Origin of the sequence: Streptomyces sp. NPDC058650 (genome assembly GCF_042717315.1) — a bacterium.
Taxonomy (GTDB): Bacteria; Actinomycetota; Actinomycetes; order Streptomycetales; family Streptomycetaceae; genus Streptomyces.
The window spans coordinates 122,534-145,868 of the sequence record NZ_JBHXRL010000020.1 but is presented as its reverse complement, the minus strand read 5'-3'; the positions used below and the strand labels follow the sequence as shown (position 1 = coordinate 145,868).

Annotated in this window: 21 protein-coding genes; 9 read left to right on the top strand and 12 right to left on the bottom strand. The window is 71.0% G+C overall.

Annotated elements, in window-relative coordinates; genetic code table 11:
* The first annotated feature begins 14 nt into the window (after positions 1–14).
* From ACFWWU_RS29365 to ACFWWU_RS29345, 5 genes are all read left to right on the top strand, one after another.
* Positions 15–1,400, top strand: a complete 1,386-nt coding sequence (locus ACFWWU_RS29365; RefSeq protein WP_384149454.1) for an FAD-binding protein — start codon at positions 15–17, stop codon at positions 1,398–1,400.
* Positions 1,401–1,523: 123 nt separating this feature from the next.
* Entirely contained in the window at positions 1,524–1,883 is a 360-nt protein-coding gene (locus ACFWWU_RS29360; RefSeq protein ID WP_384149452.1) for a YciI family protein, read from the top strand.
* Positions 1,884–1,959: 76 nt separating this feature from the next.
* On the top strand, positions 1,960–3,150 hold the full coding sequence (locus ACFWWU_RS29355) for an acyltransferase family protein (RefSeq protein ID WP_384149450.1): 1,191 nt from the start codon (positions 1,960–1,962) through the stop codon (positions 3,148–3,150).
* Between the two features lie 31 nt (positions 3,151–3,181).
* Positions 3,182–4,378 carry a cytochrome P450 gene (locus ACFWWU_RS29350; RefSeq protein WP_384149448.1) on the top strand — a complete coding sequence of 399 codons (1,197 nt, stop codon included), beginning with the start codon at positions 3,182–3,184 and terminating at the stop codon, positions 4,376–4,378.
* Positions 4,379–4,392: 14 nt separating this feature from the next.
* On the top strand, positions 4,393–4,590 hold the full coding sequence (locus ACFWWU_RS29345) for a ferredoxin (protein ID WP_384149446.1): 198 nt from the start codon (positions 4,393–4,395) through the stop codon (positions 4,588–4,590).
* A 109-nt stretch (positions 4,591–4,699) separates the two neighbouring features.
* On the opposite strand, the gene ACFWWU_RS29340 is transcribed toward ACFWWU_RS29345, so the two are convergent.
* The 7 genes from ACFWWU_RS29340 to ACFWWU_RS29310 all read right to left on the bottom strand — a co-directional run bounded on the left by ACFWWU_RS29340 (position 4,700) and on the right by ACFWWU_RS29310 (position 12,684).
* The gene (locus ACFWWU_RS29340; protein ID WP_384149444.1) at positions 4,700–6,247 is read right to left on the bottom strand and encodes an MFS transporter; all 1,548 of its coding nucleotides are present in this window, start codon (positions 6,245–6,247) and stop codon (positions 4,700–4,702) included.
* Positions 6,248–6,363: 116 nt separating this feature from the next.
* Complete coding sequence (locus tag ACFWWU_RS29335) at positions 6,364–7,617, bottom strand: RNA polymerase sigma factor (protein ID WP_384149507.1); 1,254 nt, start codon at positions 7,615–7,617, stop codon at positions 6,364–6,366.
* Between the two features lie 180 nt (positions 7,618–7,797).
* Complete coding sequence (locus tag ACFWWU_RS29330; RefSeq protein ID WP_384149442.1) at positions 7,798–8,586, bottom strand: SDR family oxidoreductase; 789 nt, start codon at positions 8,584–8,586, stop codon at positions 7,798–7,800.
* Positions 8,587–8,673: 87 nt separating this feature from the next.
* Positions 8,674–9,042 (bottom strand): YciI family protein, encoded by a 369-nt coding sequence (locus tag ACFWWU_RS29325; protein ID WP_384149440.1) that lies wholly within the window; start codon positions 9,040–9,042, stop codon positions 8,674–8,676.
* 177 nt (positions 9,043–9,219) lie between these two features.
* Positions 9,220–10,236 carry an alcohol dehydrogenase catalytic domain-containing protein gene (locus tag ACFWWU_RS29320; RefSeq protein ID WP_384149438.1) on the bottom strand — a complete coding sequence of 339 codons (1,017 nt, stop codon included), beginning with the start codon at positions 10,234–10,236 and terminating at the stop codon, positions 9,220–9,222.
* Complete coding sequence (locus ACFWWU_RS29315; RefSeq protein WP_384149436.1) at positions 10,233–11,471, bottom strand: cytochrome P450; 1,239 nt, start codon at positions 11,469–11,471, stop codon at positions 10,233–10,235. The genes ACFWWU_RS29320 and ACFWWU_RS29315 overlap by 4 nt, the downstream gene beginning before the upstream one ends.
* Positions 11,472–11,508: 37 nt before the next feature.
* Entirely contained in the window at positions 11,509–12,684 is a 1,176-nt protein-coding gene (locus ACFWWU_RS29310) for an acyl-CoA dehydrogenase family protein (RefSeq protein ID WP_384149434.1), read from the bottom strand.
* A gap of 207 nt (positions 12,685–12,891) precedes the next feature.
* Here ACFWWU_RS29310 and ACFWWU_RS29305 point away from each other — a divergent pair, with 207 nt between their 5' ends.
* The 4 genes from ACFWWU_RS29305 (at position 12,892) to ACFWWU_RS29290 (ending at position 17,623) form a co-directional block, all read left to right on the top strand.
* A complete protein-coding gene (locus ACFWWU_RS29305; RefSeq protein WP_384149432.1) occupies positions 12,892–13,308 on the top strand; it encodes an SgcJ/EcaC family oxidoreductase in 417 nt (138 codons plus the stop codon).
* A 43-nt stretch (positions 13,309–13,351) separates the two neighbouring features.
* On the top strand, positions 13,352–14,746 hold the full coding sequence (locus ACFWWU_RS29300) for an FAD-dependent oxidoreductase (protein WP_384149430.1): 1,395 nt from the start codon (positions 13,352–13,354) through the stop codon (positions 14,744–14,746).
* An 11-nt stretch (positions 14,747–14,757) separates the two neighbouring features.
* Positions 14,758–15,915, top strand: a complete 1,158-nt coding sequence (locus tag ACFWWU_RS29295) for an epoxide hydrolase family protein (protein ID WP_384149428.1) — start codon at positions 14,758–14,760, stop codon at positions 15,913–15,915.
* A 103-nt stretch (positions 15,916–16,018) separates the two neighbouring features.
* The gene (locus ACFWWU_RS29290; protein WP_384149426.1) at positions 16,019–17,623 is read left to right on the top strand and encodes a PQQ-binding-like beta-propeller repeat protein; all 1,605 of its coding nucleotides are present in this window, start codon (positions 16,019–16,021) and stop codon (positions 17,621–17,623) included.
* Between the two features lie 115 nt (positions 17,624–17,738).
* On the opposite strand, the gene ACFWWU_RS29285 is transcribed toward ACFWWU_RS29290, so the two are convergent.
* The 5 genes from ACFWWU_RS29285 to ACFWWU_RS29265 form a co-directional block, all read right to left on the bottom strand.
* Positions 17,739–19,310 carry an MFS transporter gene (locus ACFWWU_RS29285; RefSeq protein WP_384149424.1) on the bottom strand — a complete coding sequence of 524 codons (1,572 nt, stop codon included), beginning with the start codon at positions 19,308–19,310 and terminating at the stop codon, positions 17,739–17,741.
* Positions 19,311–19,375: 65 nt separating this feature from the next.
* Positions 19,376–20,707, bottom strand: a complete 1,332-nt coding sequence (locus ACFWWU_RS29280) for an alkaline phosphatase family protein (RefSeq protein WP_384149504.1) — start codon at positions 20,705–20,707, stop codon at positions 19,376–19,378.
* A 53-nt stretch (positions 20,708–20,760) separates the two neighbouring features.
* On the bottom strand, positions 20,761–21,864 hold the full coding sequence (gene eboE, locus ACFWWU_RS29275) for a metabolite traffic protein EboE (protein WP_384149422.1): 1,104 nt from the start codon (positions 21,862–21,864) through the stop codon (positions 20,761–20,763).
* Entirely contained in the window at positions 21,861–22,721 is an 861-nt protein-coding gene (locus tag ACFWWU_RS29270; protein WP_384149420.1) for a TatD family hydrolase, read from the bottom strand. The genes eboE and ACFWWU_RS29270 overlap by 4 nt, the downstream gene beginning before the upstream one ends.
* The gene (locus ACFWWU_RS29265) at positions 22,718–23,335 is read right to left on the bottom strand and encodes an EboA domain-containing protein (protein ID WP_384149418.1); all 618 of its coding nucleotides are present in this window, start codon (positions 23,333–23,335) and stop codon (positions 22,718–22,720) included. Before ACFWWU_RS29265 ends, ACFWWU_RS29270 begins: the two co-directional genes overlap by 4 nt.

Below are 23,335 nucleotides of genomic sequence, written 5' to 3'. Positions count from 1 at the left end.
AAAGGAACCGACCCATGACCGGGATCGACCCGCCGGCGGTGACGATCACGCACCCCGGCCAGGCCTCGTTCGCCGCGGCGACCGCCGTGTTCAACCTGGCCGCTCCGGTCCGGCCCGCCGCGGCCGTCACGGTCCACACCGCCGAACAAGCCCGGGCCGCCGTCCGCCACGCTCTCTCCGAACGGCTGTGGGCACGGCCGCACACCACCGGCCACGCCTCCTCCTCGGCCCGCCCGATGCACGACGCGCTGCTGATCCGCACCGAGCCCGCCGGAGCGGTCGAGATCGACGCCAAGGCCCGCACCGCCCGCGTCCCGGCCGGGACACGCTGGGGTGCGGTCGTCGAGGCCGCCGCCGCACACGGGCTGGCCGCCGCGCACGGGACGTCGTCGACCGTCGGCGTGGTCGGATACCTGCTGCGCGGCGGGATCAGCGTCTACGGCCGGCACACCGGACTCGCCGTCAACACCGTCCGCGCGATCGAACTCGTCACGGCGGACGGCGAGTCACGCCGGGTCGACGCCACCCGCGACCCGGAGCTGTTCTGGGCACTGCGCGGCGGCGGCGGCGGCTTCGGCGTGGTCACCGCCCTCGAGATCGGCCTCTTCCCGGCGGCCCGGGTGATCACCGGTGCGGCATTCTGGCCCGCGGCCCACGGCCCCCAGCTGTTCTCCCGGTGGATCCGGTGGACCCGCGACGCCCCCCAGGCCGTCACCACGGCACTGCGCGTGATGAATCTGCCCGACGTGCCCGGCATCCCACCCGAGCTGACCGGGGGACCGGTGGTGTGCCTGACCGGCACGGTACTCAGCCCGACCGACGACGACCTGGCGAACGCGCGACTGCAGGCCCACGACCTCCTCGGACCGCTGCGCGCCGTCGCCCCGACACTGCTCGACACCTGGAGCGACACCGCACCGACCGCGGTGGCCGCCTCCCACATGGACCCCACCGACCCGGTGCCCGTCGTCGGCGACCACCTGCTGCTCTCCACCCTCGACCAGGACGCGACCGACACCTTCCTCAGGCTGCTCGGCGAAGGCTCACACTCACCCCTGGTCAACGCCGAACTGCGCCAGCTCGGCGGCGCACTCGCCGCCCCAGACCCCCACGGCGGCGCACTGAGCCGACTCGACGCGGCCTTCGCCTTCACCGCCGGCGGCCTGGCGCTCGATCCGGCCGCGGCGGACACGATCAGGGCACACTGCGCCAAGGTCCGCTCCGCCCTGGCCCCGTGGGACACCGGATGGACCGCGCCCACCCTGGTCGAGCGCCCCGACCAGCCCCAGCGCCACCTCCCGCCCGACGCGATCGCCCGAGCCGACCGCGTCCGCCGCCGCGTCGACCCGTCCGGAATCTTCCGCTACGACATCCCTCCGGGCGCCTCGGCCCGGTACTGACAAGAAGAAGGGGAGTCCACCCGCAGCCGCAACGATGTCGAATCCCGGCCACCGGCACCGACGTACGGGCGAGCGACGTCTGTAGGAGGCGTCCGCGACGTCAGGAGCGCAGGTGTGAAGTACATGCTGATACTGCACATGGACCCCGCCGCGTGGGACGCCCTCACGGACGCCGACCGCGAGGAGTTCGTGCAGGGACACCGCGCCTTCCACAACACCGTCGCGGAGGCGGGTGAACTCGTCGCCGCGCACACCCTGGCCCACGTGTCCCAGAGCACGGTGGTCCGCGTCGTCGGCGGCGCCGTGTCGGTCTCCCGCGGCCTGCCCACGACCTCCCCGATCCAGTTCTCCGGCTTCTACCTGATCGACTGCGAAACCGAAGAGCGCGCCCACGAGCTCGCCGCACTCGTCCCCGAGGCCCGCACGGCCGGGCTGGGCATCGTGGTGCGGCCGATCATGCAGCCCTCAGGCGTCGAGATGTGACCGTGGGCCCGCCCGCCCACCGGGAGTTCGAACCGTGTCGCCCAGCCATTCCATGTACGGGAGAAAGAGGTTGCACATGAGCTCGCCGTCACCTGCCCGTCCGAGAACACTGCGCTCACTCGAAGGCCTGCGCGCCCTCGCCGTCGTCTTCGTCTTCGCCAGCCACGCCCTCGTCCTCGGCGCGTTCACCTCAGCGGACGCCGCCGCCGTCTTCAACACCGCGACCGGCGAAGGACGTATCGGCTTCCTCGCGGTGTCGTTCTTCTTCGTCCTCAGCGGATTCGTCCTGACCTGGTCGGCCAAACCGAGTCAGACCGCCACCGGATTCTGGCGGCGCAGGCTGATGCGCATCGGCCCCTGCCACCTGCTCATCGGGGCCATCGCCCTGACCCAGTTCGCCGCCGCGGGCGAGACGATCCGATGGGGCCCCGCACTGGCCAACGTCTTCCTGGTGCAGAACTGGTGGCCCAGCCAGGACCTGATCATGTACCAGTTCAACGGCGCGACCTGGACCCTGGCCGTCGAAATGCTGTGCTACGCGATGTTTCCCCTGCTGATCCGCCTGGTGCGCCGGCTCAGCACCCGAGCCCTGTGGTACTGGATCATCGGCCTGGGCGTGGCCGCCGTCCTGATCCCCCTGATCAGCTACCCCCTGCTCTCGGGATTCCCGCCGAGCAAGTTCTACCCCCTGGGATCATGGCCGCAGCTGTGGGCGCTGTACTTCTTCCCGCCCGTCAGGGCCATCGACTTCGTCATCGGCATGCTCCTCGCCCGGATCATCGCCACCGGAGGATGGCCGAACATCCGGATCCTGCCCGCCGTCCTGGCCAACGTCGGCGTCTTCCTGCTCCTGTTCTACCTGCCCATACCCTTCGGGATAGCCGCCCTCTACCCCATCCCGACCGCCCTGCTGATCGGCGCACTGGCCACCAGAGACCTCTCCGGCCGCACCACGGTGCTCGGCAGCCGGTTCATGGTGTGGCTCGGAGAACTGTCCTTCTCCTTCTACATCATCCACATCACCGTGATGTTCGCGGTACACGCCGCCTTCGCGGGCGACCTGGTGGGCTACGCCCACGCCTACACCCCCACGCAGTTCAGCACCCCCGTCGCCATCGCGTTCATCATCGCCCTCTACGCCCTGTGCGTCGCACTCGCCTGGGTACTGAACAGGACCGTCGAACTTCCGGCCATGCGCCGCTGGAGCCGCCCGGCGTCCGAACGCACAGCCCGCCGCCCCGAACCGGAACCCCAGCCCCAAGCCTGACCACCCGTCATATCCACGAGAGGAGACGTCCATGGCCGACACCGACCCCCCGTCCTACCCGATGCCGCGAACCTGCCCGTACGCCCTTCCGGACGGATACCGAGAACTGCGTGAACGCCCGACCCTGGGCAAGGTCCGGCTGCCCAACAGCAAACTCGCCTGGGCCGCCACACGCTACGAAGACGTCAAGGCCATGCTCGGCGACAACCGGTTCAGCTCCGATCTGCGCCACCCGGGATTCCCGGTGATGATGGACCACCAGGTCCCCGCACCCGAGTTCTCCACCTCACTGGTGGGAATGGACCCCCCGGAGCACACCCTGGCCCGCCGCGCCGTGGCCACCGACTTCACCCCGCGCAGCGCCCGGCGCCTGCGGCCCCGCATGCAGGAGATCGTCGACGAGTACCTCGACCGGATCCTGGACGGGCCCCGCACCCTCGACCTCGTCGACGCGTTCGCCAACCCCGTACCCCTGCTCGTCATCTGCGAGCTGATCGGCGTCCCCTTCGACGACCGCGACTTCTTCCTGCGGATCTCCTTGACGGTGATGAACGCCACCACACCGGAAGCCGGCGCCCAGGGCGTGGCGGAGCTGATGGGCTACATGGACAAGCTGGTGACCGAGAAGGAAAAGGAGCCGACCGACGACGTCATCGGGCGGCTCGCCGCGCGCCGCGGCGAGCCGGGCGTCCCCGACCACCGCGACCTCGCGGCCATGGCCTTCATGCTGCTGATGGCCGGACACGAGACACCCGCCAACCTCATCGGACTGGGCGCCATGCTGCTCCTGGACCGCCCCGACCTGCGCCAGGCCCTCAGCGACGACCCGTCACGCTGGCCGGCGGCCGTCGACGAGATGCTGCGGTACTTCACCATCGCGGAGATCGCCAACTCCCGCGTGGCCCTGGCCGACGTCGAACTCGGCGGCGTGCGGATCGCGGCCGGCGAGGGAGTGCTCGGCCTGACGGTGGGAGCCAACCGGGACCCGGAGCGCTTCACGGACCCCGACACCTTCGACCTCGACCGCGGCGACCAGCGCAGCCTCGCCTTCGGGTACGGCGCACACCAGTGCCTCGGCCAGCACCTGATGCGCATCGAACTGGAGGTCGCCCTGCGGACGCTGTTCGACCGCATACCCGACCTGCGGCTCGCCGAGCCCGTCGAAGCACTGCGGTTCAAGGAGGAACACGTCAACTACGGCCTCCACGCCCTACCGGTCACCTGGTGAAAGGAGGGGAACACGTGAGGGTCCGGACCAACCGGGACACCTGCATCGGCGCCGGCCGGTGCTACCTCGTGGCGCCCGAACTGTTCGACCAGCGCGATGACGACGCGACCGTGATCGTCCTGGTCGAGCACGTGACGGGCACCGCACTGGACAAGGCACGCGAAGCAGCCGACGAATGCCCCACGCGCACGCTGTACCTGACCGAGGAATAACACCCCTCACCGCCGGCGCGGGCCCCGGGCCCCGCGCCGGCGGTGAGGGGTGACGCGGCCGGCCGCGGTTCCCCGGGCGCGATGGCCGCGCCCGAGGACCGCGCCCCGTTCACTGCGGCGAGTCGCCCGCGCGGCTCACCCGCTGGAAGTACACCCCCGCCAGGACCGCCAGCCCGAGCAGGATGGCGGTGGAGACGCCGGCGACGACGTTCAGCCCGGTCAGGAACGCATCGTGCGCCGTCTCCAACAGCGCCGCCGAAGCATCCGGCCCGAGGCGCGACGCCTCGGCGGAGGCCCCGGCGACGGTCTCCCGCGCACTGTCGGCGGCGGCGCCGTCCAGACCCGCGGGCAGCGCACCGCTCATGCGGTGGGTGTAGACGGCCGAGCCGATCGTGCCGAGGACCGCAAGACCGAGCGCACCGCCGAGATAGTTCGAGGTCTCCGCCATCGACGCGGCGGAACCCGCCCGCTCCGGCGGCACGGATCCGACCACCAGGCCGGTGCCGAGCGCGAACATCGGACCGGCCCCCAGGCCGATGATCCCCGTGCCGAGCACGATCGGCCAGGCCCCGAGGCCGTCCTTCACCACGATCAGAATCGCCGCCCCGATCGCGGACAGGAGCAGGCCGCCGATGATCGCGGTCCGCGGCGTGATCCGCTGCGTCAGCGCCGGCGTGGACATCGTCCCCACCGCCATGCACAGCCCCATCGGCATGAACCACAGGGCCGAGGCCAGCGCCGAGTAGCCGAGCACCGTCTGCAGCAGCTGCGTGACGGTCAGCGCGGTGCCCGCCAGGACCATCCCCGTCAGCGCCAGCGCCGACAAGGTGAGCGTGAACGAGCTGTTCGCGAAGAGCCTGAGGTCGAGCAGCGGGTCCTCGGCATGCAGCTGACGGCGCACGAACAGCGTGCCGAACACCAGACCCACGACCAGCGCCCCCCACGCGGACACCGAGCTCCCGTTCCCCAACGACAGCGCCTTGATCGCGTACACCACCGGCAGGATCCCGAGCAACGAGAGCGCGACACTGGTCAGGTCAAGACGCCGCGCCCGCTCCGTGCGGAACTCCGGAAGCACCAGCGGACCGGCGATCAGCACCACCGCCGCGACCGGGATGGCCAGCAGGAACACCGCACCCCACCAGAACGGGACCAGGAGCACCCCGCCGAGCACGGGCCCGAGCGCCGCGCCCGTGAACGTGCAGGTCGCCCAGATCGAGATGGCCTTCCCGCGCTCCCTGTCGTCCCGGAAGATATTGCTGATCAGAGCGAGCGTCGACGGCATAAGCGTGGCGCCCGCCATGCCCTGCACACCGCGCGCCACGATCAGCATGTTCGGGCTCGTCGCCCAGGCACACACGATCGAGGCCAGGGCGAACACCGCCATACCGATCATCAGGAGCCGGCGGCGCCCGATCCGGTCGCCGAGCGTTCCCATGGTGATGACCAGCCCGGCGACCATGAACCCGTACGCGTCGGTGATCCACAGCTGCTGGGCGTTGCTCGCGCCCAGATCGGCGGTGAGCTCGGGCAGAGCCAGGAGCAGGACGTTCGCGTCGAGCGCGACCAGCAGCGTCGGCAAAGCGAGGACCGCGAGCGCCCACCAGCGCCGCGATCCGCTATCAGTGAGGCTTTTATCCTCCGTGGTGACCGACATGTCGTGTGGTCCTCTCGCTCGTCAGAGTGTCGTTCACGACGTCGTCGGAGCGAGAAGCGAAATCTTGCGCCCGATCACGGAACTTTTTCGGGACTGTCCCCTCACGGCACCGCCGGTCACCCCCCGCTGCCGCCCACACGGTCCGCCCGGGACTCCAGAAAACGCCTCTCCGGGAGACTGGCCGTGCGCCGCGCCGCCTCCCGATAGCTCTCACGGGCCCCGCCATGGTCACCGGCCATCTCCAGCAGATGGCCGCGCACGGCATACAGCCGGTGATGATCGGCCACCCGGTCGTCCTCGGCCAGGGACCGCAGCAGATCGAGACCGGCCCGCGGCCCCTGAGCCATGGCCACCGCGACGGCGTGATTCAGCGTGACCATCGGATTCGGCGACACCTGTTCGAGCAGCCGGTACAGGATGACGATCTGCCGCCAGTCGGTCTCCTCCGCACTCGGCGCGTCCGCGTGCACCGCGGCGATGGCCGCCTGCAGCTGATACAGACCCATCGGCTCGCGGGCCAGCACCTCGGTCGTGAGCGCGACACCCTCCTTGAGGGCCACCCCGTCCCAGCGCGTACGGTCCTGCTCGGCGAGCGGAATGAGGTTCCCGTCCTCGTCGGTACGCGCCGGCCGCCGGGCATCGGTCAGCAGCATGAGCGCGAGCAGGCCCGTCACCTCCGGAGTGTCGGGCATCGCCCGGCCCAGCGCACGGGTCAGCCGGATCGCCTCCCGGGTCAGCTCGACCTGGTGGAGATCGGCGCCGGACGTACTGGTGTATCCCTCGTTGAAGATCAGGTACAGCACGTGCAGGACCACACCGAGCCGCCCCGGCCGGTCCTCGGGCGGCGGCAGCTCGAACGTCGCCCCCGCGGCTCTGATGCGCTGCTTCGCCCGGCTGATCCGCTGCGCCATCGTCGCCTCGGGCACGAGGAACGCGCGGGCTATCTGGCTCGTCGTCAGACCACCGCACGCCCGCAGGGTCAGCGCCAGCTGCGACGACGGGGAGATACTCGGATGGCAGCACAGGAACAACAGGACCAGCGAATCGTCCTGGTCCGACGGGTGGAGGTCGGCGGGGCCGAACTCCGCGAACTCGTCCGCCCGGACCATGGCCGCCACGGTCGCCTCCCGGCGCCGGCGCGCGATGTCGCTGCGGGCACGGTCGGCGAGCCTGCGATAGGCGACCCTCGTCAGCCAGCCGAGCGGATTGTCGGGGACACCGTCCTTGCGCCACTGCACGGTCGCGTCGAGCAACGCGTCCTGGGCGGCGTCCTCGCACTCCTCGAACCGGCCGTAGCGGCGGACCAGAGTGCCGACCACCTGGGGGATGAGCTCTCGCAGCAGCGCGCCGATATCGGTACCGCGGTTCACCGGGCTCCCCGGCGACGCCCCGACAACGCGGGGCCAAGAAGCGCTGCGGCAGTCATACGACTCGGACCATCCCCTGCGGCTCGCGGAGCTGCCGAGCGGCGCGGCAGCCGGTGCCGACACCGTACAACAGGCCGACCGGCCCTGCCCGGCAAGCACCGCGATCGCCAAAAGACCCTGAGGTCAGTGGTGGTACTCGCCGCAGTTGACGTCCAGGCAGTGACCCGTGATTGCACGCGCCATGTCCGAGGCGAGGAAGATCACCGCGTCGGCGGTCTCCTCCGGACTCTGCAGACGCCGCAGATCCATCCCGGCGGCGACCTCGTCGTATCCCTCCTGGAGCGACATGCCCCGCGCCGCCGCGAGCCCCCCGACGAACTCCTTCACCTTGTCGGTCCACATCGGGCCCGGAGCCACACTGTTGACCCGGATACCCTCCGGACCCAGCTCGGTGGCCAGGCTCTGAGCGAGCGAGAGCAGCGCGGACTTCGCCATCTTGTAGGCACCGCAGGCACGCTTGGAGTGCCGCAGGACCGACGAGTTGACCATGACGATCGAACCCCGGCTCTCACGCAGCGCCGGAGTGAACAGCCCGGACAGCCGCAGCGCCGCGTAGACGTCCACCTCCATGCCGAGACGGATGTCCTCCAGCGAGGTCTCGACGAGCTCCGTATGGGGCGGCTCCACCAGCGCGTTGCTGATCAGGGTGTCGACCCGGCCGAAAGTATCGAGCGCGGCGGCGGCGAGCGCTTCGGCGGCGGCCGGATCGGTGATGTCGGTCGCCACCGCCAACGCACGGCCCCCGGCCTCGTCCACGGCCTTGGCCACCTCGTCGAGATAGGACGCGGTACGCGCCGCGAGCACGACGTCGGCCCCCGCCTGCGCGCATCGCACGGCCAGTGTTCTACCGAGCCCGGACCCCACACCCGACACGACGACGACCTTGCCGCGAAGCAACTCCGGAACCTTCATGTGCGCGTACGTCCTCTCGATACGGAGCGGGCGGACATCCTGAGGGGGAGGGGACGCCCGGGGGCACGACGGCCCCCGGGCAGAGAGTCACGCCGACGCGTCCTCGCTGAAGATGATCGGCCGGACCTCGATCCCCAGGCCCTCGACAGCGGCGTCCGGGATCATCGCGGCGACCTCGTGAGCCCGCTCCCGGTCCTTGACGTCGATGACGTAGTAACCGCCCATGAGCTCCTTGGACTCGGCGTACGGACCGTCGGTCACCGCCGGAACCCCACCGCGCACACGCACCACGGAGCTGTCGTCGGGCCCGGTCAGCGCCACGGTGCCGACGAACTCGCCGCTCTCCTTGATCTTCGTCATGAACTCCCCGTGGCCCTGGAAGACGGCGTTGCGGTCCTCCTCCGACAGCGCGTCCATGACGGCGGCGTTCGGGTACATCAGGATCAGGTACTTCACGGTGCTGCTCCTTACGGTGTGAGGCGTCCAGCGCGCCTCTTTCGGACCTTCGTCGGTGCCGAGTCACGGATCTCGACATCGGCACGAAAAAATTCTTTCCCGCAGTGGATCATCAGGCAACGCCACGGCCCGGACCGCGGCACAGCGGGTCCGGGCCGAGCACCGCGGAACACACGGTCAGTAGGCCACGACCGCCCGGAACCTCACCTCGCCGGCCGCCGTCCTCGCGACGGCCTCGGCGATGTCCTCCTTCGGGAAGACCTCGTACACCGGCGTCACCGCACCGCGCCCGACCATGTCCAGGGCCTCGGTCAGATACTGCAGGCCGTTGTGCGTGGCGCCGATGACCTGCTGGCGCAGCGACCAGAACGGAGCCGTCGGCTCGATGGTGAACGCGCTGTTGGGGTCGATGGTGGCCAACACCATCCGGCCACCGGGCCGCAGCCCCCGCAGGGCGTTCGTCGCGGCCCGGTAGGAGATGCCGGTGACCAGGATGACGTCGGCGCCGCCCGCGTCACGCAGCCCGTCGCCGTCGGCCACCACGGTGCCGGCACCGAGCTCGCGGGCCAGGTCGTGCTTGTCGGGCGACGCGGTGACGGCCACCGTGTCGAACCCGCAGGCACGGGAGTACTGCACGGCCATGTGCCCCAGTCCTCCGATGCCCAGCACGGCGACCCGCTCATGAGGCCGGGGATCCGCCGCCCGCAGGGCACTCCACGAGGTGTAGCCCGCGCACAGGACGGGCGCGGCCGCCGCGTAGTCGAGGCCGTCGGGGAGCAGCACCGTGCTCGCCGCCTTCACACAGACGTACTCGGCGTGGCCGCCCTGGACGTTGAGCCCGGTCATCACCGACGCCGCGCAGTGGATTCCCGACTGTCCGGTGAGCGGGAGATTGAGGCGGCAGTACTCGCACCGCCCGCAGGTCTCCTGCACCCACGTCGTTCCCACCCGGTCGCCGACCCGCCGGCTGCTCACTCCGGGGCCGACTTCGGCGACCTCGCCCGCGGCCTCGTGCCCGATGACCGCCGGGCTGAAGGCCGGGAACGGGAACACGCCCTCGCCGGTCCAGATGTCGTTGTGGCAGATGCCGCAGGCGCGGACCCTGACCAGGACCTCGCCGGGACCCGGCCGGGGCGTGGGGATCTCCCGGATCTCCCAGGGCGCCTTCGGCGCGGCGATGACGGCGGCCTTCACCCCCGCTCACCCCCCGCGCCCAGGCGCACCGGCAGGGATTCCAGGCCGTTCATGATGAACGTGCTCTGCGGCTTGATCTCCCCGGGGGCGACGGCCAGTTCGATGTCCGGGAAGCGGCCGAACAGCGCGGGCAGCGCGATCCGCAGCTCGGCGCGGGCCAGCGGCATGCCGATACAGCGGTAGATCCCGTGCCCGAAGGCAAGGTGGGTCTTGTCCTGGCGGGACAGATCGAACCGGCCGGCGCTCTCCCCGTGGACCATCGGGTCCCGGCCGACGGCCGCGAACGCGATCAGCACCGGCTCGCCCTGACGTATCGTCACGCCACCGACCTGGACGTCCTCGGTGGCGAACCTGAACGGCAGATGGGCCACGGGAGCCTCCGCGCGCAGCGTCTCCTCGATCACGTCGTCCCAGTCGGCCTCCCCCTTGCGCAGCCGCGCGTACTGGTCCGGATGGGTGAGCAGCGCGTGGACCGCGTTGCCGATGAGGTTCATCACCGGTTCGGTCCCCGTCGCCAGCATCAGATGCAGGGTGCCCACCAGTTCGGACGGGCTCAGCCGGCTCCCGTCCGCTTCCTGAGCGGCGATCAGGTCACTGGTGAGGTCGTCTCCCGGAGCCCGGCGCTTGCGCTCCACGAAGTCGTGCATCTGCTGGTGCCAGCGCTCGACGTTCGCCGCCGCCTCTTCGGGACTGGTGGTCGTGTCGACGTTCACCTCGCCGCCGCGCAGCAGCTCGGCACGCTCCTCCTCGGGGACGCCGAACAGGTCGGAGATGACCCGCGCCGGAAGCGGATGGGCGAAACGCCTCTTCAGGTCCACGCTCTCGCCGGGCGCCACCGTGGCCAGGTCGTCCAGCAGCTCCGCCGTCGCCTGCTCGATCACCGGGCGCATGGCCTCGACCCGCCGCGGAGTGAACGCCGAGGCCGTCAGCCGCCGCAGCCTGCTGTGGTCGCTGCCGTGCGCCGTCGTCAGGTTGTCCATCAGCACCCACCCGATCAGCGGGAAGTCCGCGCCGATCTCACCCTTGCGGAAAGCGGGCCAGTGCTTACGGGGGTCCTTCGAGAACCGCGGGTCGCCCAGGACCTGCAGGGCGGCCTCGTAGCCGGTCACCGACCAGGCCTGCACCGCCCCGGGCAGCTCGATCCGGGCCACCGGGCCCTGGCGGCCCAGCGCGGCGAGCTCGGCGTGGATGTCGGAGCCGGTACGGTCGATGACGGTCGGGGGGTGGTGGGTCACTACGGCCTCCGGAGGCTGGGGCGAAAGCCCGCGACGGCTACAGGTAGAGGGTGTTCGGCTCGAGCCCGCACGCGATCCGGCCGTACAGCTCGTAGTTCGTGTTCGGGTGCAGGATGGCGTGCAGGTTGAGCGTCTGGACGTCCCGCTCGATGCGCTGGATCGGCACCGTGGTGAACACCGAGGAACCACCACTGGCGGTGGTGAGGATGTCCACGGCCTCCTTGGCGCGCTGGCTGACGGCGCCCAGGTCGAGCCGCACACGGGCACGCTCCTCCAGCGTCCACTGCGCGCCGGCGGCGGAGTGGGTGTCGACCAGGTCGGCCGCACGCCGGGCGTGGAACTCCGCCTCGTCGATCTTGGTGATGGCCTCGGCGACCTGAAGGTGCGTGATGGGAGCCTCGGCCTGGCTCTCGTAGGTGGTGTAGCTGATCTTCCGTCCCGGCAGCCGCTCGAAGAAGCTGTCCTTGGCGGCCCTGGCCAGTCCGACGGCGGGCGCGGAGACCGTGGCGCACGCGGTGGCCATGAACGGCGCCCTGAAGACGGGCGAGTCGGCGTTCGCCACCGACCGGTGCTGCCCTTGCAGGACCGGAACCATGGGCAGGACCCGCGGCTCGGGGACGAACACGTCACGGGCCACCGAGGTGACACTGCCGGAGCCGCGCAGGCCCGCCGTGTGCCAGTCGTCGATGATCTCCAGGTCCGTCATCGGAAGGGCCACCATGATCGGCTGGGGGCCCTCCGGCGTCAGCAGCACCGCCGCGTTGGTGTTCCAGGAACTGTGCAGCGCACCGGAGTTGAACGACCACTTGCCGTTCAGGAGCACGCCGCCCTCGGTCGGGACGGCGGTGGCGGTCGGGCTCAGGATCCCCGACACCCGCACCCCGGGCTCCGCGAAGATCTCGTCCTGGACCTCGTCCGGGAACAGGCCGGCCATCCAGGTGCTGATGGCGAACACCGAGGCGACCCACGCGGTCGACCCGTCGCCGCGGCCCAGCTCGGCCACCACGTCGACCACCGTGCGCATGTCGGACTCGTAGCCGCCGTAACGGGTGGGAACCCGCATCTTCAAAAGCCCGGAATCGGCCAGCGCGTCGATGGTTTCCTCCGGGAGGCGCCGGTTCTCCTCGCCCCAGGGCGCGTTCTTCTGCAGCAGCGGTACCAATTCCGCGGCACGGCCGACGAGTTCTTCCCTGGACGGAATGCTGTTCGACATCGGCGGGTTTCCTCCGGGATCAGACGACAGGGTGATCGACCTCGTCGAGGCTGGCATTCGCACCGGGCGCCCGCATCTCCCTGATTGCGGCGCGAGCCGGCGTGCCGTGCGGAACCGACAGGCGCAATCGGGAAGATGCACCCCTCGGCGGACGCGTGTGAGCCTGACCGGCATCCGGAATTCGACTCGCACCCGAAGGAGAGGCCCATGGCCGCCAACCCGTCGATGGACACCGGCGACACCGACGCTCTTCGCGCCATCCCGCAGCACATCGTCGAAGCCTGGGCGGATCACGACGCCGATCGGTTCGCCGAGGTATTCACCGACAACGCGACCCTGATCCTGCCCGGTGATGTCTTCCTGACCAGCCGCGAGGAAATCCGGACCTTCATGCGGAACGCCTTTTCCGGCCCGTTCAAGGGCACTCGGGTGACCGGCGAACCGCGATCCATCCGGCCGCTCGCCGGCTCCGTCGCCGTGCTCGTCACCCAGGGCGGCGTCCTCGCCCCCGGGGACACCGTGCCGACCGACGCCCGCGCGATCCGCGCGACCTGGGTGCTGGTCAAGGAGGGCGCCGACTGGCGCATCGCCTCCTACCAGAACACCCCCATAGCCGCCGCGTGACCCAGCCCGGCGGGAAACCGCGCGGGAGAAGGAGGTACCGGCGATGGGCCGCCCTGTAGGAGATCGCGCGATCGTGCTCGGCGGCAGCATGGCCGGGCTCCTGGCCGCCACCGTCCTGGCCGAGTCGTACACCGAGGTCCTGGTCGTCGACCGGGACGAACTGGACGGTGCCACCGAGGCACGGCGCGGCGTCCCGCACGGACGCCACGCACACGGTCTGGTCGCCCGCGGCCAGCAGATCTTCGAGGAACTCTTCCCCGGCCTGACCGAGGAACTGCGCACGGCCGGTGTCCGGCCCGGTGACTTCGGCAGCTCCATCCGCTGGTACTTCAACGGCCGCCGGCTCGCCACCGGCCACTCCGGACTGCTGTCGGTCCCCGCGACGCGCCCGGTACTGGAGTACCACGTCCGCCGCCGCGTCCAGGACATGCCCCAGATCACCTTCCTCGAACGGCACGACATCCTCGGCCTGGAGACCAGCGCCGACGGCCGCAAGGTCACCGGCGCCCGCGTCCAGCGCCAGGACGGCGGCGCTCCCGAGGTACTGCCGGCCGATCTCGTCATCGACGTCACCGGACGCGGCTCGCGCACCGGGACCTGGCTGGAACAGCTCGGCTACGAGCGCCCGGAAGAGACCAGGATCAAGATCGACCTGGCCTACACCACCCGCCACTTCAAGCTGGACACCGATCCGTTCGGCAAGGAACTGGCGATCATCCCGGTGGCGACCCCGTCCCATCCACGGGGCGCGTTCTTCTACCGGATACCCGGTGACGACGGCCAGGTACAGCTCTCGCTCACCGGCATCCTCGGCGACCACCCGCCCGCCGACCTCGACGGATTCCTCGCCTACACCAAGTCACTGCCCGTGCCGGACATCTACGAAGCCGTCCGCCGGGCCACACCGACCCTCGACTCGGGGACACACAAGTTCCCCGCCAGCATCCGGCGCCACTACGAGCGCCTGGCCCGCTTCCCCGAGAACTACCTGGTCATGGGCGACGCCGTGTGCAGCTTCAACCCCGTGTACGGGCAGGGGATGACGGTCGCCGCCCTCGAAGCACTCGTCCTTCGGAGCCAGCTGCGCTCCGGCGCGCCGGTGGACTTCCGGCGCTTCTTCCACGCCGTCGGCACGGTCGTCGACGCGCCCTGGGACTTCGCCGCCGGCGCCGACCTCGGCTACCGCGGGGTCGAGGGACGCCGCACCCCCCGGATCCGCCTGGCCAACGCCTACGTCAACCGGCTGCACCACGCCGCCACCCACGATGCCGAACTCACCTCGGCCTTCATCCGCGCGGCCGGGCTGATCGACCCGCCCGCCGCGCTGATGCGCCCCAGGACACTGCTGCGCGTCCTGCGGCACTCGCTGCGCCCGCCGACCGGTGCGGCCGCCACCGCCGAAACCGCGCCGGACCACGTCGCACGACGGCCCAGCTGAGAGGCACTGCCATGCGTCCCTTCCGTATCGACGTCCCCCAGGAAGACCTGGACGACCTCCAGCGCCGGCTCGCCGCCACCCGCTGGCCGCAGGAGCTGCCCGGCGTCGGCTGGCAGCGCGGGGTCCCGCTCGGCTACCTCAAGGAACTCGCCGAGTACTGGCGCACAGGCTTCAAGTGGCGCCAGGTCGAGGAACACCTCAACTCCTTCCCCCAGTTCCTCACCGACATCGACGGTGTGGACATCCACTTCCTGCACGTCCGCTCACCCGAGCCGGACGCCATGCCGCTGATCGTCAGCCACGGCTGGCCCGGCTCGGTGGCCGAGTTCCTCGACGTGATCGGCCCGCTGACCGACCCGCGAAGCCACGGCGGAGACCCCGCCGACGCCTTCCACCTGGTCATCCCCTCGCTGCCCGGCTACGGCTTCTCGGGCCGCCCCCGCGAGGCCGGCTGGGACACCGAGCGCATCGGCCGGGCCTGGGCCGAACTGATGCACCGCCTCGGCTACCGGCGCTACCTCGTCCAGGGCGGCGACTGGGGGACACCCATCTCGCTGCGCACCGCCCTGGCCGACCCCGAACACGTCGCCGGCGTCCACCTCAACATGCTCCCCACCATCCCGCCGCCCGATCCGGACGAGCCGGCCCGTCTGGACGCTGCCGACCTCGCCCGCCTTCAGTTCGCGGCCGACTTCGAGCAGGACGGCGCCGGGTGGCGAAAGATCCAGTCCACCCGCCCGCACACCCTCGCCTACGGCCTCACCGACTCCCCGGTCGGGCAACTGGCCTGGATCGTGGAGAAGTTCAGGGAGTGGACGGCGCCCGGGCAGGCCGCGGAGATCCCGGTGAGCCACGACTGGCTGCTGACCAACGTCTCGATCTACTGGTTCACCGCCTCCGCCGGTCCCAGTGCCCAGCTCTACTACGAGTCCAACCGGCTGGACGCCGACTTCCTGCGGACCTGGACCGGCCCCTGGCCGCTCGCCATGCCCGTCGGGGTGGCCGTCTTCCCCGACGACGCCGTCCGGCCGATCCGCCGCTGGGCGGAGCGGATCCTGCCGACCCTCACCCACTGGTCCGAATTCGACAAGGGCGGGCACTTCGCCGCCCTGGAACAGCCGGAGCTGTTCGTCGGCGACATCCGCGCGTTCGCACGTACGCGCCGCTGAGACCACGGCCCCACGGCCCCACCCCCCCCTTTTTTCCTGGGACAACACACCACCTTGAGCAGCCCGGCACCGCGGACCGGCACCGGGCGGAAATGAGACCGGCTTGACAGCCAAGGCAATCGTGCGCGCCCGAGGGGCCAGACGGATCGGACCAGGCCGGATCGCCCTGACAGGACTGGCCCTCCTGGGCACCCTGGTCGCATCGGCCTGCAACGGCCCGCAGAACGCGGGCCCGGCGGCGCCACCGGACCGGCCGGCCCACGCCGGCGAACGACCGGCCGACTGGCCCATCGCCAACGGCGATCTCCTCAACACCCGGGCCACCACCCGCACACCGATCAACTCCAAGAACGTCCGGGACCTCAAGGTGAAATGGCGGCTGCCGCTCCAAGGCAAGCCCACCTTCGCCGGCCTGATGGCCTCCAACCCGATCGTGGTGGGGGAGACGGTCTACCTCATCGACCTCAACTCCAACGTCTACGCGGTCGACAAGGAGACGGGCCAGGTCCGCTGGAAGCGGCAGTTCGACGACCCCAACGTCGGACCGAACGGCGTCGCGTACAGCAACGGCCTGATCCTGGGCACCACCTTCACCAGCGCCTACGCCCTGGACGCGCGGACCGGCCGGACCGTGTGGTCCAGGCAGCTGATCGAGGACAAGAAGGGCGGCATCGACGTCGCCCCCCAGGTCTACGGCAACACCGTCGTGGTCAGCACCGTCCCGTCGACCTTCGGACAGTACGTGCCGGGAACGATGGGCATCGTCTGGGCCCTCGACATCGCCACCGGCAAACCGAAGTGGAGCTTCAACACCGTCAAGGACGGCGACCTGTGGGGCCACCCGGAGATCAACTCCGGCGGCGGCCTCTGGTTCCCGCCCGCCATCGACAGCAAGGGCCGGATGTTCCTGGCCGTCGGCAACCCGGCGCCGATGCCCGGCACCCCCGAATACCCCAACGGCAGCAGCCGCCCGGGCCCGAACCTCTACACCAACTCCCTGGTGGCACTGGACGCCAAGACCGGGAAACTGCTCTGGTACCAGCAGGCCCTGCCGCATGACATACGCGACTACGACCTCCAGATCTCACCCATCATCACCACCGTCGCCCTGCACGGTGTGAAGACCGAGATCGTGATCGTGGCGGGCAAGATGGGCAAGGTCTTCGCCTACCGCTCCGACGACGGCAAGCCGCTGTGGACCCGCCCGCTCGGCATCCACCTCAACGACGTGGGCCCGCTGCCGGACACGCCGACCACCATCTACCCGGGCGTCCTGGGCGGGGTGGAGACACCGATGGCCGTCGCCGAGGGCCGGGTCTTCGTGCCCTGGGTCGACCTCCCGTCCGAGATGAGCTCCACCGGCGGCATGAGCTATCCGGGAACGGACGCGGGCCGCGGCGGACTCGCGGCACTCGACACCAAGACCGGCGAGGTCCGCTGGAAGCGCGACCTGCCGCAGATGCCGCTCGGCGCCGCCACCGTCGCCAACGACGTCGTCTTCACCTCCACCTACGACGGCCGGATCTTCGCCTTCCACACCCGCACCGGCAAGACCCTGTGGACCCAGACCACGCCGGCCGGCATCAACTCCTTCCCGGCCATCAGCGGCGACATGCTGCTGGTGGGCGCGGCTGTCGCCGGGAACGCGAAGGACGCGAAGACCGAACTCATCGCCTACTCCCTGGATCCCGGCAGCCCGCGCGACTGACGCCGCGACAGGACGCAGCCGGCCCGCCCGGGGGCGGACACCGGCCAGAGCGTGCCCGACCGGACAGCCCCGGACCGCATCACGGTCCGGGGCTGCGCCGCGCCCGGGGGGTCAGTCAGGGCAGCGCGGCGGTGTCCGCGTCCTCGGCCTCCCGCCGCCGGCCGGTGGGCGGGACGTGACGCAGCAAGGCGGTCACCAAGGCCGCCGCGGCCAGGAGCAGGACACCCGCGACGGCCACCACACCGTGCACCTGCGTGGCGAACGCCGCACGCGCCGCGCCCAGGAGCGCGTCGGCCGCCTGGGGCTCAAGCCCGTGGGCGGCCTCCACGGCGCGCCCGAGGGACTCCTCGGCCGCTGACACCGCAAGCGGGGGGAGCCCCGGCGGAAGATCGATCGCGCCCCGGTAGACCGCGGCGCCGAGGCTGCCGAGGGCCGCGATGCCCAGCGCGAAGCCGAGCTGTCCGCTGGTCTCGTTGAGAGCCGCGGCGGAACCGGCCTTCTCCGGCGGGGCGGAGCCGATCACCAGGCCCATACCGAGGGTGACCATCGGACCCGAGCCGAGGAAGACCAGGGCGAACCCGGTGATCAGCAGCGCCGGCCCCGAACCGGCCCGGATCTGGGTGATCAGTGCCATACCCAGGACGCAGACGAGCAGCCCGCAGCCGATGACGTACGCGGGACGCAGCCGCTGCCCGAGCCAGGGGGCCACGACGAACCCGACCGTGTTGGTGACGATCGCCGGCAGCATCCACAGACCCGCGCTCAAGGGGCTGCGGCCGTAGAGGAGTTGCAGCGACTGGGTGACGAAGTACATCACCGCACCGGTGAGCATGGTGCCGAGGAACATACTGAGCAGAGCGGCGCTGAACCGGCGCCTGGAGAACAGGGACAGGTCGAGCAGCGGGCCGGCCAGCCGGCGCTGACGGCGGGCGAACACGACGCCGAAGCCGACGCCGGCCAGCACCGCGACACCCGGCAGGACCCGCCAGCCCTGCGTGGCGATCTCCTTCATGCCCCAGACGGCCGGGAACACGGCGGCCACCGACACCACGACGCTGACCAGGTCGAGGCGACCGGCGCCGGCATCCCGGTACTCCGGCAGCAGCACCGGCCCCAAGACCAGCAGGAGAGCCAGGGCGGGCACGCCCAGGAGGAACGCCGAGCCCCACCAGAAACGGGCGAGCATCGCACCGCCCACCAGCGGGCCGAGGACGGCACCGACGGAGAAACACGCCCCCCAGATCCCGATCGCGGCACCGCGCTGCCGGGGATCTCGGAACATGACGGAGATCAAGGAGAGCGTGGACGGCGCGAGGGTCGCCCCGGCGACACCCATGAGGGCGCGCGCCGCGATCAGAGAGCCGGGACCGGTGGCGTAGGCCGCGCCGACGGACGCGACGCCGAAGGCGGCGGCGCCGATGAGCAGCAGCCTGCGCCGGCCGATCCGGTCGCCCAGCCTGCCCATGGTGATCAGCAGACTGGCGAGCACGAAAGGATAGATGTCGGTGATCCACAACTGCTGGCCACCGCTCGCACCCAGCTCGGAGGACAGCTGCGGCAGGGCGAGCAGCATGACGTACACGTCGATCGAGACCAGCAGGGTCGGCAGGGCCAGCACGGCCAGCCCGATCCACTGCCGCCCGCCGGCGCGCGGGGCCGAGGCGCCCGATGTCGCGGTGGCACTCATCACGGGTCCTTCCAGAAGGTCGACTCCCCGAGTCCACCGCCGGGTTCACGGCGCGCCGGACACGCTCACCCCTCCAGGCCCTGCAGACGCAGCAGCAGACCCGGAAGGTCGACCGCGCGCACGGCACCCGCAGGAGTCAGGTCGGGCCGCCAGTCGGGTTCGGAACACAGCACCACGGGCCCGTCGGACGGCGAGTCCGGCAGACGGCCGTGCGAGCCCCGCACACAGGACGGATCCAGCGGCACCGCGTTCATGGTGTAGCGCAGGCCGAGCCTCTTGCGCGCCAGACCCAGCGCCGCCTTCGCCTTGACCAGCCGGTCCGCCGGGTCGAAGAACAGCTCGGCCGGGTCGTAGCCCGGCTTGCGGTGGATCTCGACCGACCGGGCGAAGTCAGGGGCCCGGGCGTCGTCCAGCCAGTAGTAGTACGTGAACCAGGAGTCCGGCGCGGCCACCACCACCAGTTCACCGGAGCGCGGGTGGTCGATCCCGTACGCCGCCTGCTCCTCCCGGCCCAGGACCTCGGCCACCCCGTCAAGCCGCGTGAGCAGGTCACGCACCTTGGGCACATCGGCCTCGTCGGCGACGTACACATGCGCGGCCTGATGATCGGCGACGGCGAAGGCCCGCGAGACCCACGGATCCAGGTACTCCATCCCCGCCTGCTCGTACACCTCCAGCCAGCCGCCGCGGCGCAGCGCCCGGTTGATGTCCACCGGGCGGTCGACCGCGGTGATGCCGTACTCGCTGAGCGCGATCACGGCCGCGCCCTCCTGCTCGGCCTGCTCCAGCAGCGGCGCGAGCTCCGCGTCGACGGCCCTGGCGGCGGCCACGGCCTGCGGGGAGTCGGGGCCGAACCGCTGCAGGTCGTAGTCCAGATGCGGCACGTAGGCCAGCAGGAGTTCGGGGCGCTCGGTGCTCAGGATGCGGCGGGTCGCCGCGACGATCCACCGGGTGGAGGCCAGCCCGGCGGTCGGACCCCAGTACTGGAACAGCGGAAAAGGACCGAGTTCGTCGGTGAGCCGGTCGTGCAACGCCGGCGGCTGGGTGTAGAAGTCGGGCGATTTGCGGCCGTCGGCGTGGTAGACCGGGCGCGGCGTCACCAGCAGGTCGGTGGAGGCACCCATGGCGTACCACCAGCACACATTGGCCACCCGGTAGCCGGGGTACCGGGCGCGCGCGGTCTCCCACACGTTCGGGCCCCGCACCAGCCGGTTGTGCTGCCGCCAGAAGTGGACCTCGCCGAGCTCGCGGAAGTACCAGCCGTTGCCGACGATGCCGTGCCCGGCCGGCATCCGCCCGGTGAGCAGGGTCGACTGGACGCTGCAGGTGACAGCGGGCAGGACGGTGCTCAGCGGGGCGGATCCGCCCCGCTCGGCCAGCCGGGACAGGTTCGGCATCCACGACAGCAGACGCGGCGTCAGACCGACCACGTCCAGGACGAGCACCGGCTTCACCGCACACCTCTTTCGTCCAGCAACTCACGTTGCGCCCAGTCGAGTTCGGCGGCGATGCCGTGGACGGGGTCGGCGCCCCCGGGCAGCACCTGCCAGGTGTAGGTCTCCACCTCGATCACGGTCCGGTTTCCCACGGCCGCCACCGCCCGCCGCAGCACGTCGGTGGTGGCTCGCAGCGGACGCGCGGGTTCGGCGTGCAGCGGAATGTGGAAGTGCACCCGCCAGGCCCCTAGGCCGGGCAGCGTCTCCAGCGCCTCCGGGAGATCGTCGGCCCCCAGCACCCGCCCCTGCTCACCCACCTCCCTGACCTGGTGCAGGTAGCGGGGCTCGGCGTACTCGGCGAGCAGCCGGCGGGCGGCCGGGTCACGGGGATCATCGACATGCAGGGCCGCGGACGCCTGGACCTTGACGACCGCGAGCCCGGCCTCCTCGATGGCGGCGACGGCCTGCTCCGGCTCGGCGAAGGAGACGGCCAGATGAGCGGTGTCCAGGCAGATTCCGACGACCTCGGGATCCACCCGGGGCGCGAGCCAGCGCACCGCGTCCGCCACGGTGTCCAGGACACAGCCCGGCTCCGGCTCGACCGCGAGCCGAATCGGACGCCCCGCCCGCGCGGAGGCCTTGCGCAGCTCGGCGGCCGTCCACCGCAGCGCCGACTCGGCGGCCCGGTCGGCCTCGGCCGACCACGGATGGCGCCAGCCGAGCGGCAGCGTGGACAGGCTCGCGCCGTCCGCGTCCTCGGGCATCAGCCCGGCCAGCACATGCGCGCAGTCGGCCGTGTAACGGGCCCGGGCCGGATCGGTCCAGTCCGGCCGGTACACGGAGTGCTTGACGACCTTTTGGTGGAATCCCCCGTAGGGGAACGCGTTCAGGGTCAGTACCGACAGACCACGAGCGTCCAGTTCGGCGCGCAGGCGGCGCACCGCCGCCGGATCGGCGGCCAGTTCCGCCGCCGCCTCGGCCGCCAGCCACAGACCGAGTCCGAGCCGGTCCCACCCGAGCCGTTCACGCACCGGGACCGCGTGGGCGTCCAGCTGACGCAGAACACCGGCCACATCCTCGGCAGGATGGACATTGGTGCAGTAGCAGACCCGCGTCATGACTGGCCCCGCAGAACCGAATTGCCCTCGTGCAAAGCCCCCGCGGCGCCGGCCTCACGGCCTTGACCCAGGATCAGATGCCCGCTGCGCCGGTAGAACTCCACCGGGTTGTGCCACAGCACCCTGTCGACATCCGCGTCACCGAACCCGGCCTCCAGCATCGCCAGCCCGACCCGGTGCGTCGTGAGCGGGTCCGAACGACCCCAGTCCGCCGCCGAGTTGACCAGCATCCGCGCGGTGCCGTACTCCTTGAGCACGGCGACCATGCGGTGCTCGTCCATCTTGGTGTCGGGGTAGATGGAAAACCCCATCCAGCAGCCGGAGTCGGCGACCATCCGCACGGTCACCTCGTTGAGATGGTCCACCAGCACGGAACCCGGGTCGATACCGGACTCGCGCACCACATCCAGGCTCCGGCGCGTCCCCACCGCCTTGTCCCGGTGCGGAGTGTGCACCAGGACCGGCAGGGACCGCTCGACGGCGAGCGCCAACTGGCGGGTGAACGCCTCGTCCTCGGCCGGCGTCATCGAGTCGTAGCCGATCTCCCCGACCGCGACCACCCCGTTCTTTCCGAGATAACGCGGCAGCACGTCCAGCACCTCCGCGCAGCGCGGGTCGTTGGCCTCCTTCGGGTTCAGAGCGATCGCGCAGTGATGACTGATCCCGAACTGCGAGGCCCGGAACCGCTCCCAGCCGATCAGACCGTCGAAGTAGTCGACGAACGACGTCACCCCGGTGCGGGGCTGACCCAGCCAGAAGGCGGGCTCGACCACGGCCCGCACCCCGGCCGCGTACATGTTCTGGTAGTCGTCCGTGGTACGGGACGTCATGTGGATGTGCGGATCGAAAATCCTCATCGGGAACGCTCCTCTCCTCGCGACGGCACCGGGGCCGGCAGGACGGCGATATCGAGCAGCGCGCGCAGGTCAGGGCCGATCTCCCGCCCGGCCGCGCGCCGCTCCTCGGCCAGGTCGCGGGCCATCCGCAGCAGCTCGGCGTCGGTCCGGCGGGCCAGATCCGCCACCGCCATCAGCGGAATCCCGAGGAACAGGCACTTCAACACGCCCTGCCGCCACGCCGCCTGACCCAGATGCGCGGCGGCGAACGGACCCATCGCCGCCGCCACCAGCCGCGGGTCGTTGCTGCGCAGCCCGTCCCCGACAAGCTCCACACCGAGCCGCACCGACGACGCGGGCAGCACCGGCAGAGCGCGCAGCACCCCCCGCCGTTCGGCGTCGTCACCCTGCCGGTAGAGCCGCTCCGTCTCGCCGTCCAGCTCCGCCTCGGGCAGCACCTCCACCAGGACCGCGAGCAGCCGCGCCCGCGCCTTGTCCTCACCGGTACCGAAGACCAGCGCCTCGGGACCGGCGCCGCCCCCGACGGGCTCCGCCCCGATCAGCGCGTACTCCTCGTGAATGGCCAAGGGCCGTTCCCGGACGCGCCGCTCCGCGGCCGCGAGCAGATCGTCCAT

Bases quoted from the DNA above. Each gene is read 5' to 3' on its own strand.
- ACFWWU_RS29285 (WP_384149424.1), bottom strand. From the start codon at position 19,310: ATGAGTGCCACCGCGACATCGGGCGCCTCGGCCCCGCGCGCCGGCGGG.
- ACFWWU_RS29270 (WP_384149420.1), bottom strand. From the start codon at position 22,721: ATGAGGATTTTCGATCCGCACATCCACATGACGTCCCGTACCACGGAC.
- ACFWWU_RS29310 (WP_384149434.1), bottom strand. From the start codon at position 12,684: ATGTCGAACAGCATTCCGTCCAGGGAAGAACTCGTCGGCCGTGCCGCG.
- ACFWWU_RS29305 (WP_384149432.1), top strand. From the start codon at position 12,892: ATGGCCGCCAACCCGTCGATGGACACCGGCGACACCGACGCTCTTCGC.
- ACFWWU_RS29300 (WP_384149430.1), top strand. From the start codon at position 13,352: ATGGGCCGCCCTGTAGGAGATCGCGCGATCGTGCTCGGCGGCAGCATG.
- ACFWWU_RS29280 (WP_384149504.1), bottom strand. From the start codon at position 20,707: ATGCCGAACCTGTCCCGGCTGGCCGAGCGGGGCGGATCCGCCCCGCTG.
- ACFWWU_RS29365 (WP_384149454.1), top strand. From the start codon at position 15: ATGACCGGGATCGACCCGCCGGCGGTGACGATCACGCACCCCGGCCAG.
- ACFWWU_RS29360 (WP_384149452.1), top strand. From the start codon at position 1,524: ATGCTGATACTGCACATGGACCCCGCCGCGTGGGACGCCCTCACGGAC.
- ACFWWU_RS29295 (WP_384149428.1), top strand. From the start codon at position 14,758: ATGCGTCCCTTCCGTATCGACGTCCCCCAGGAAGACCTGGACGACCTC.
- ACFWWU_RS29350 (WP_384149448.1), top strand. From the start codon at position 3,182: ATGGCCGACACCGACCCCCCGTCCTACCCGATGCCGCGAACCTGCCCG.
- eboE (WP_384149422.1), bottom strand. From the start codon at position 21,864: ATGACGCGGGTCTGCTACTGCACCAATGTCCATCCTGCCGAGGATGTG.
- ACFWWU_RS29265 (WP_384149418.1), bottom strand. From the start codon at position 23,335: ATGGACGATCTGCTCGCGGCCGCGGAGCGGCGCGTCCGGGAACGGCCC.
- ACFWWU_RS29355 (WP_384149450.1), top strand. From the start codon at position 1,960: ATGAGCTCGCCGTCACCTGCCCGTCCGAGAACACTGCGCTCACTCGAA.
- ACFWWU_RS29330 (WP_384149442.1), bottom strand. From the start codon at position 8,586: ATGAAGGTTCCGGAGTTGCTTCGCGGCAAGGTCGTCGTCGTGTCGGGT.
- ACFWWU_RS29340 (WP_384149444.1), bottom strand. From the start codon at position 6,247: ATGTCGGTCACCACGGAGGATAAAAGCCTCACTGATAGCGGATCGCGG.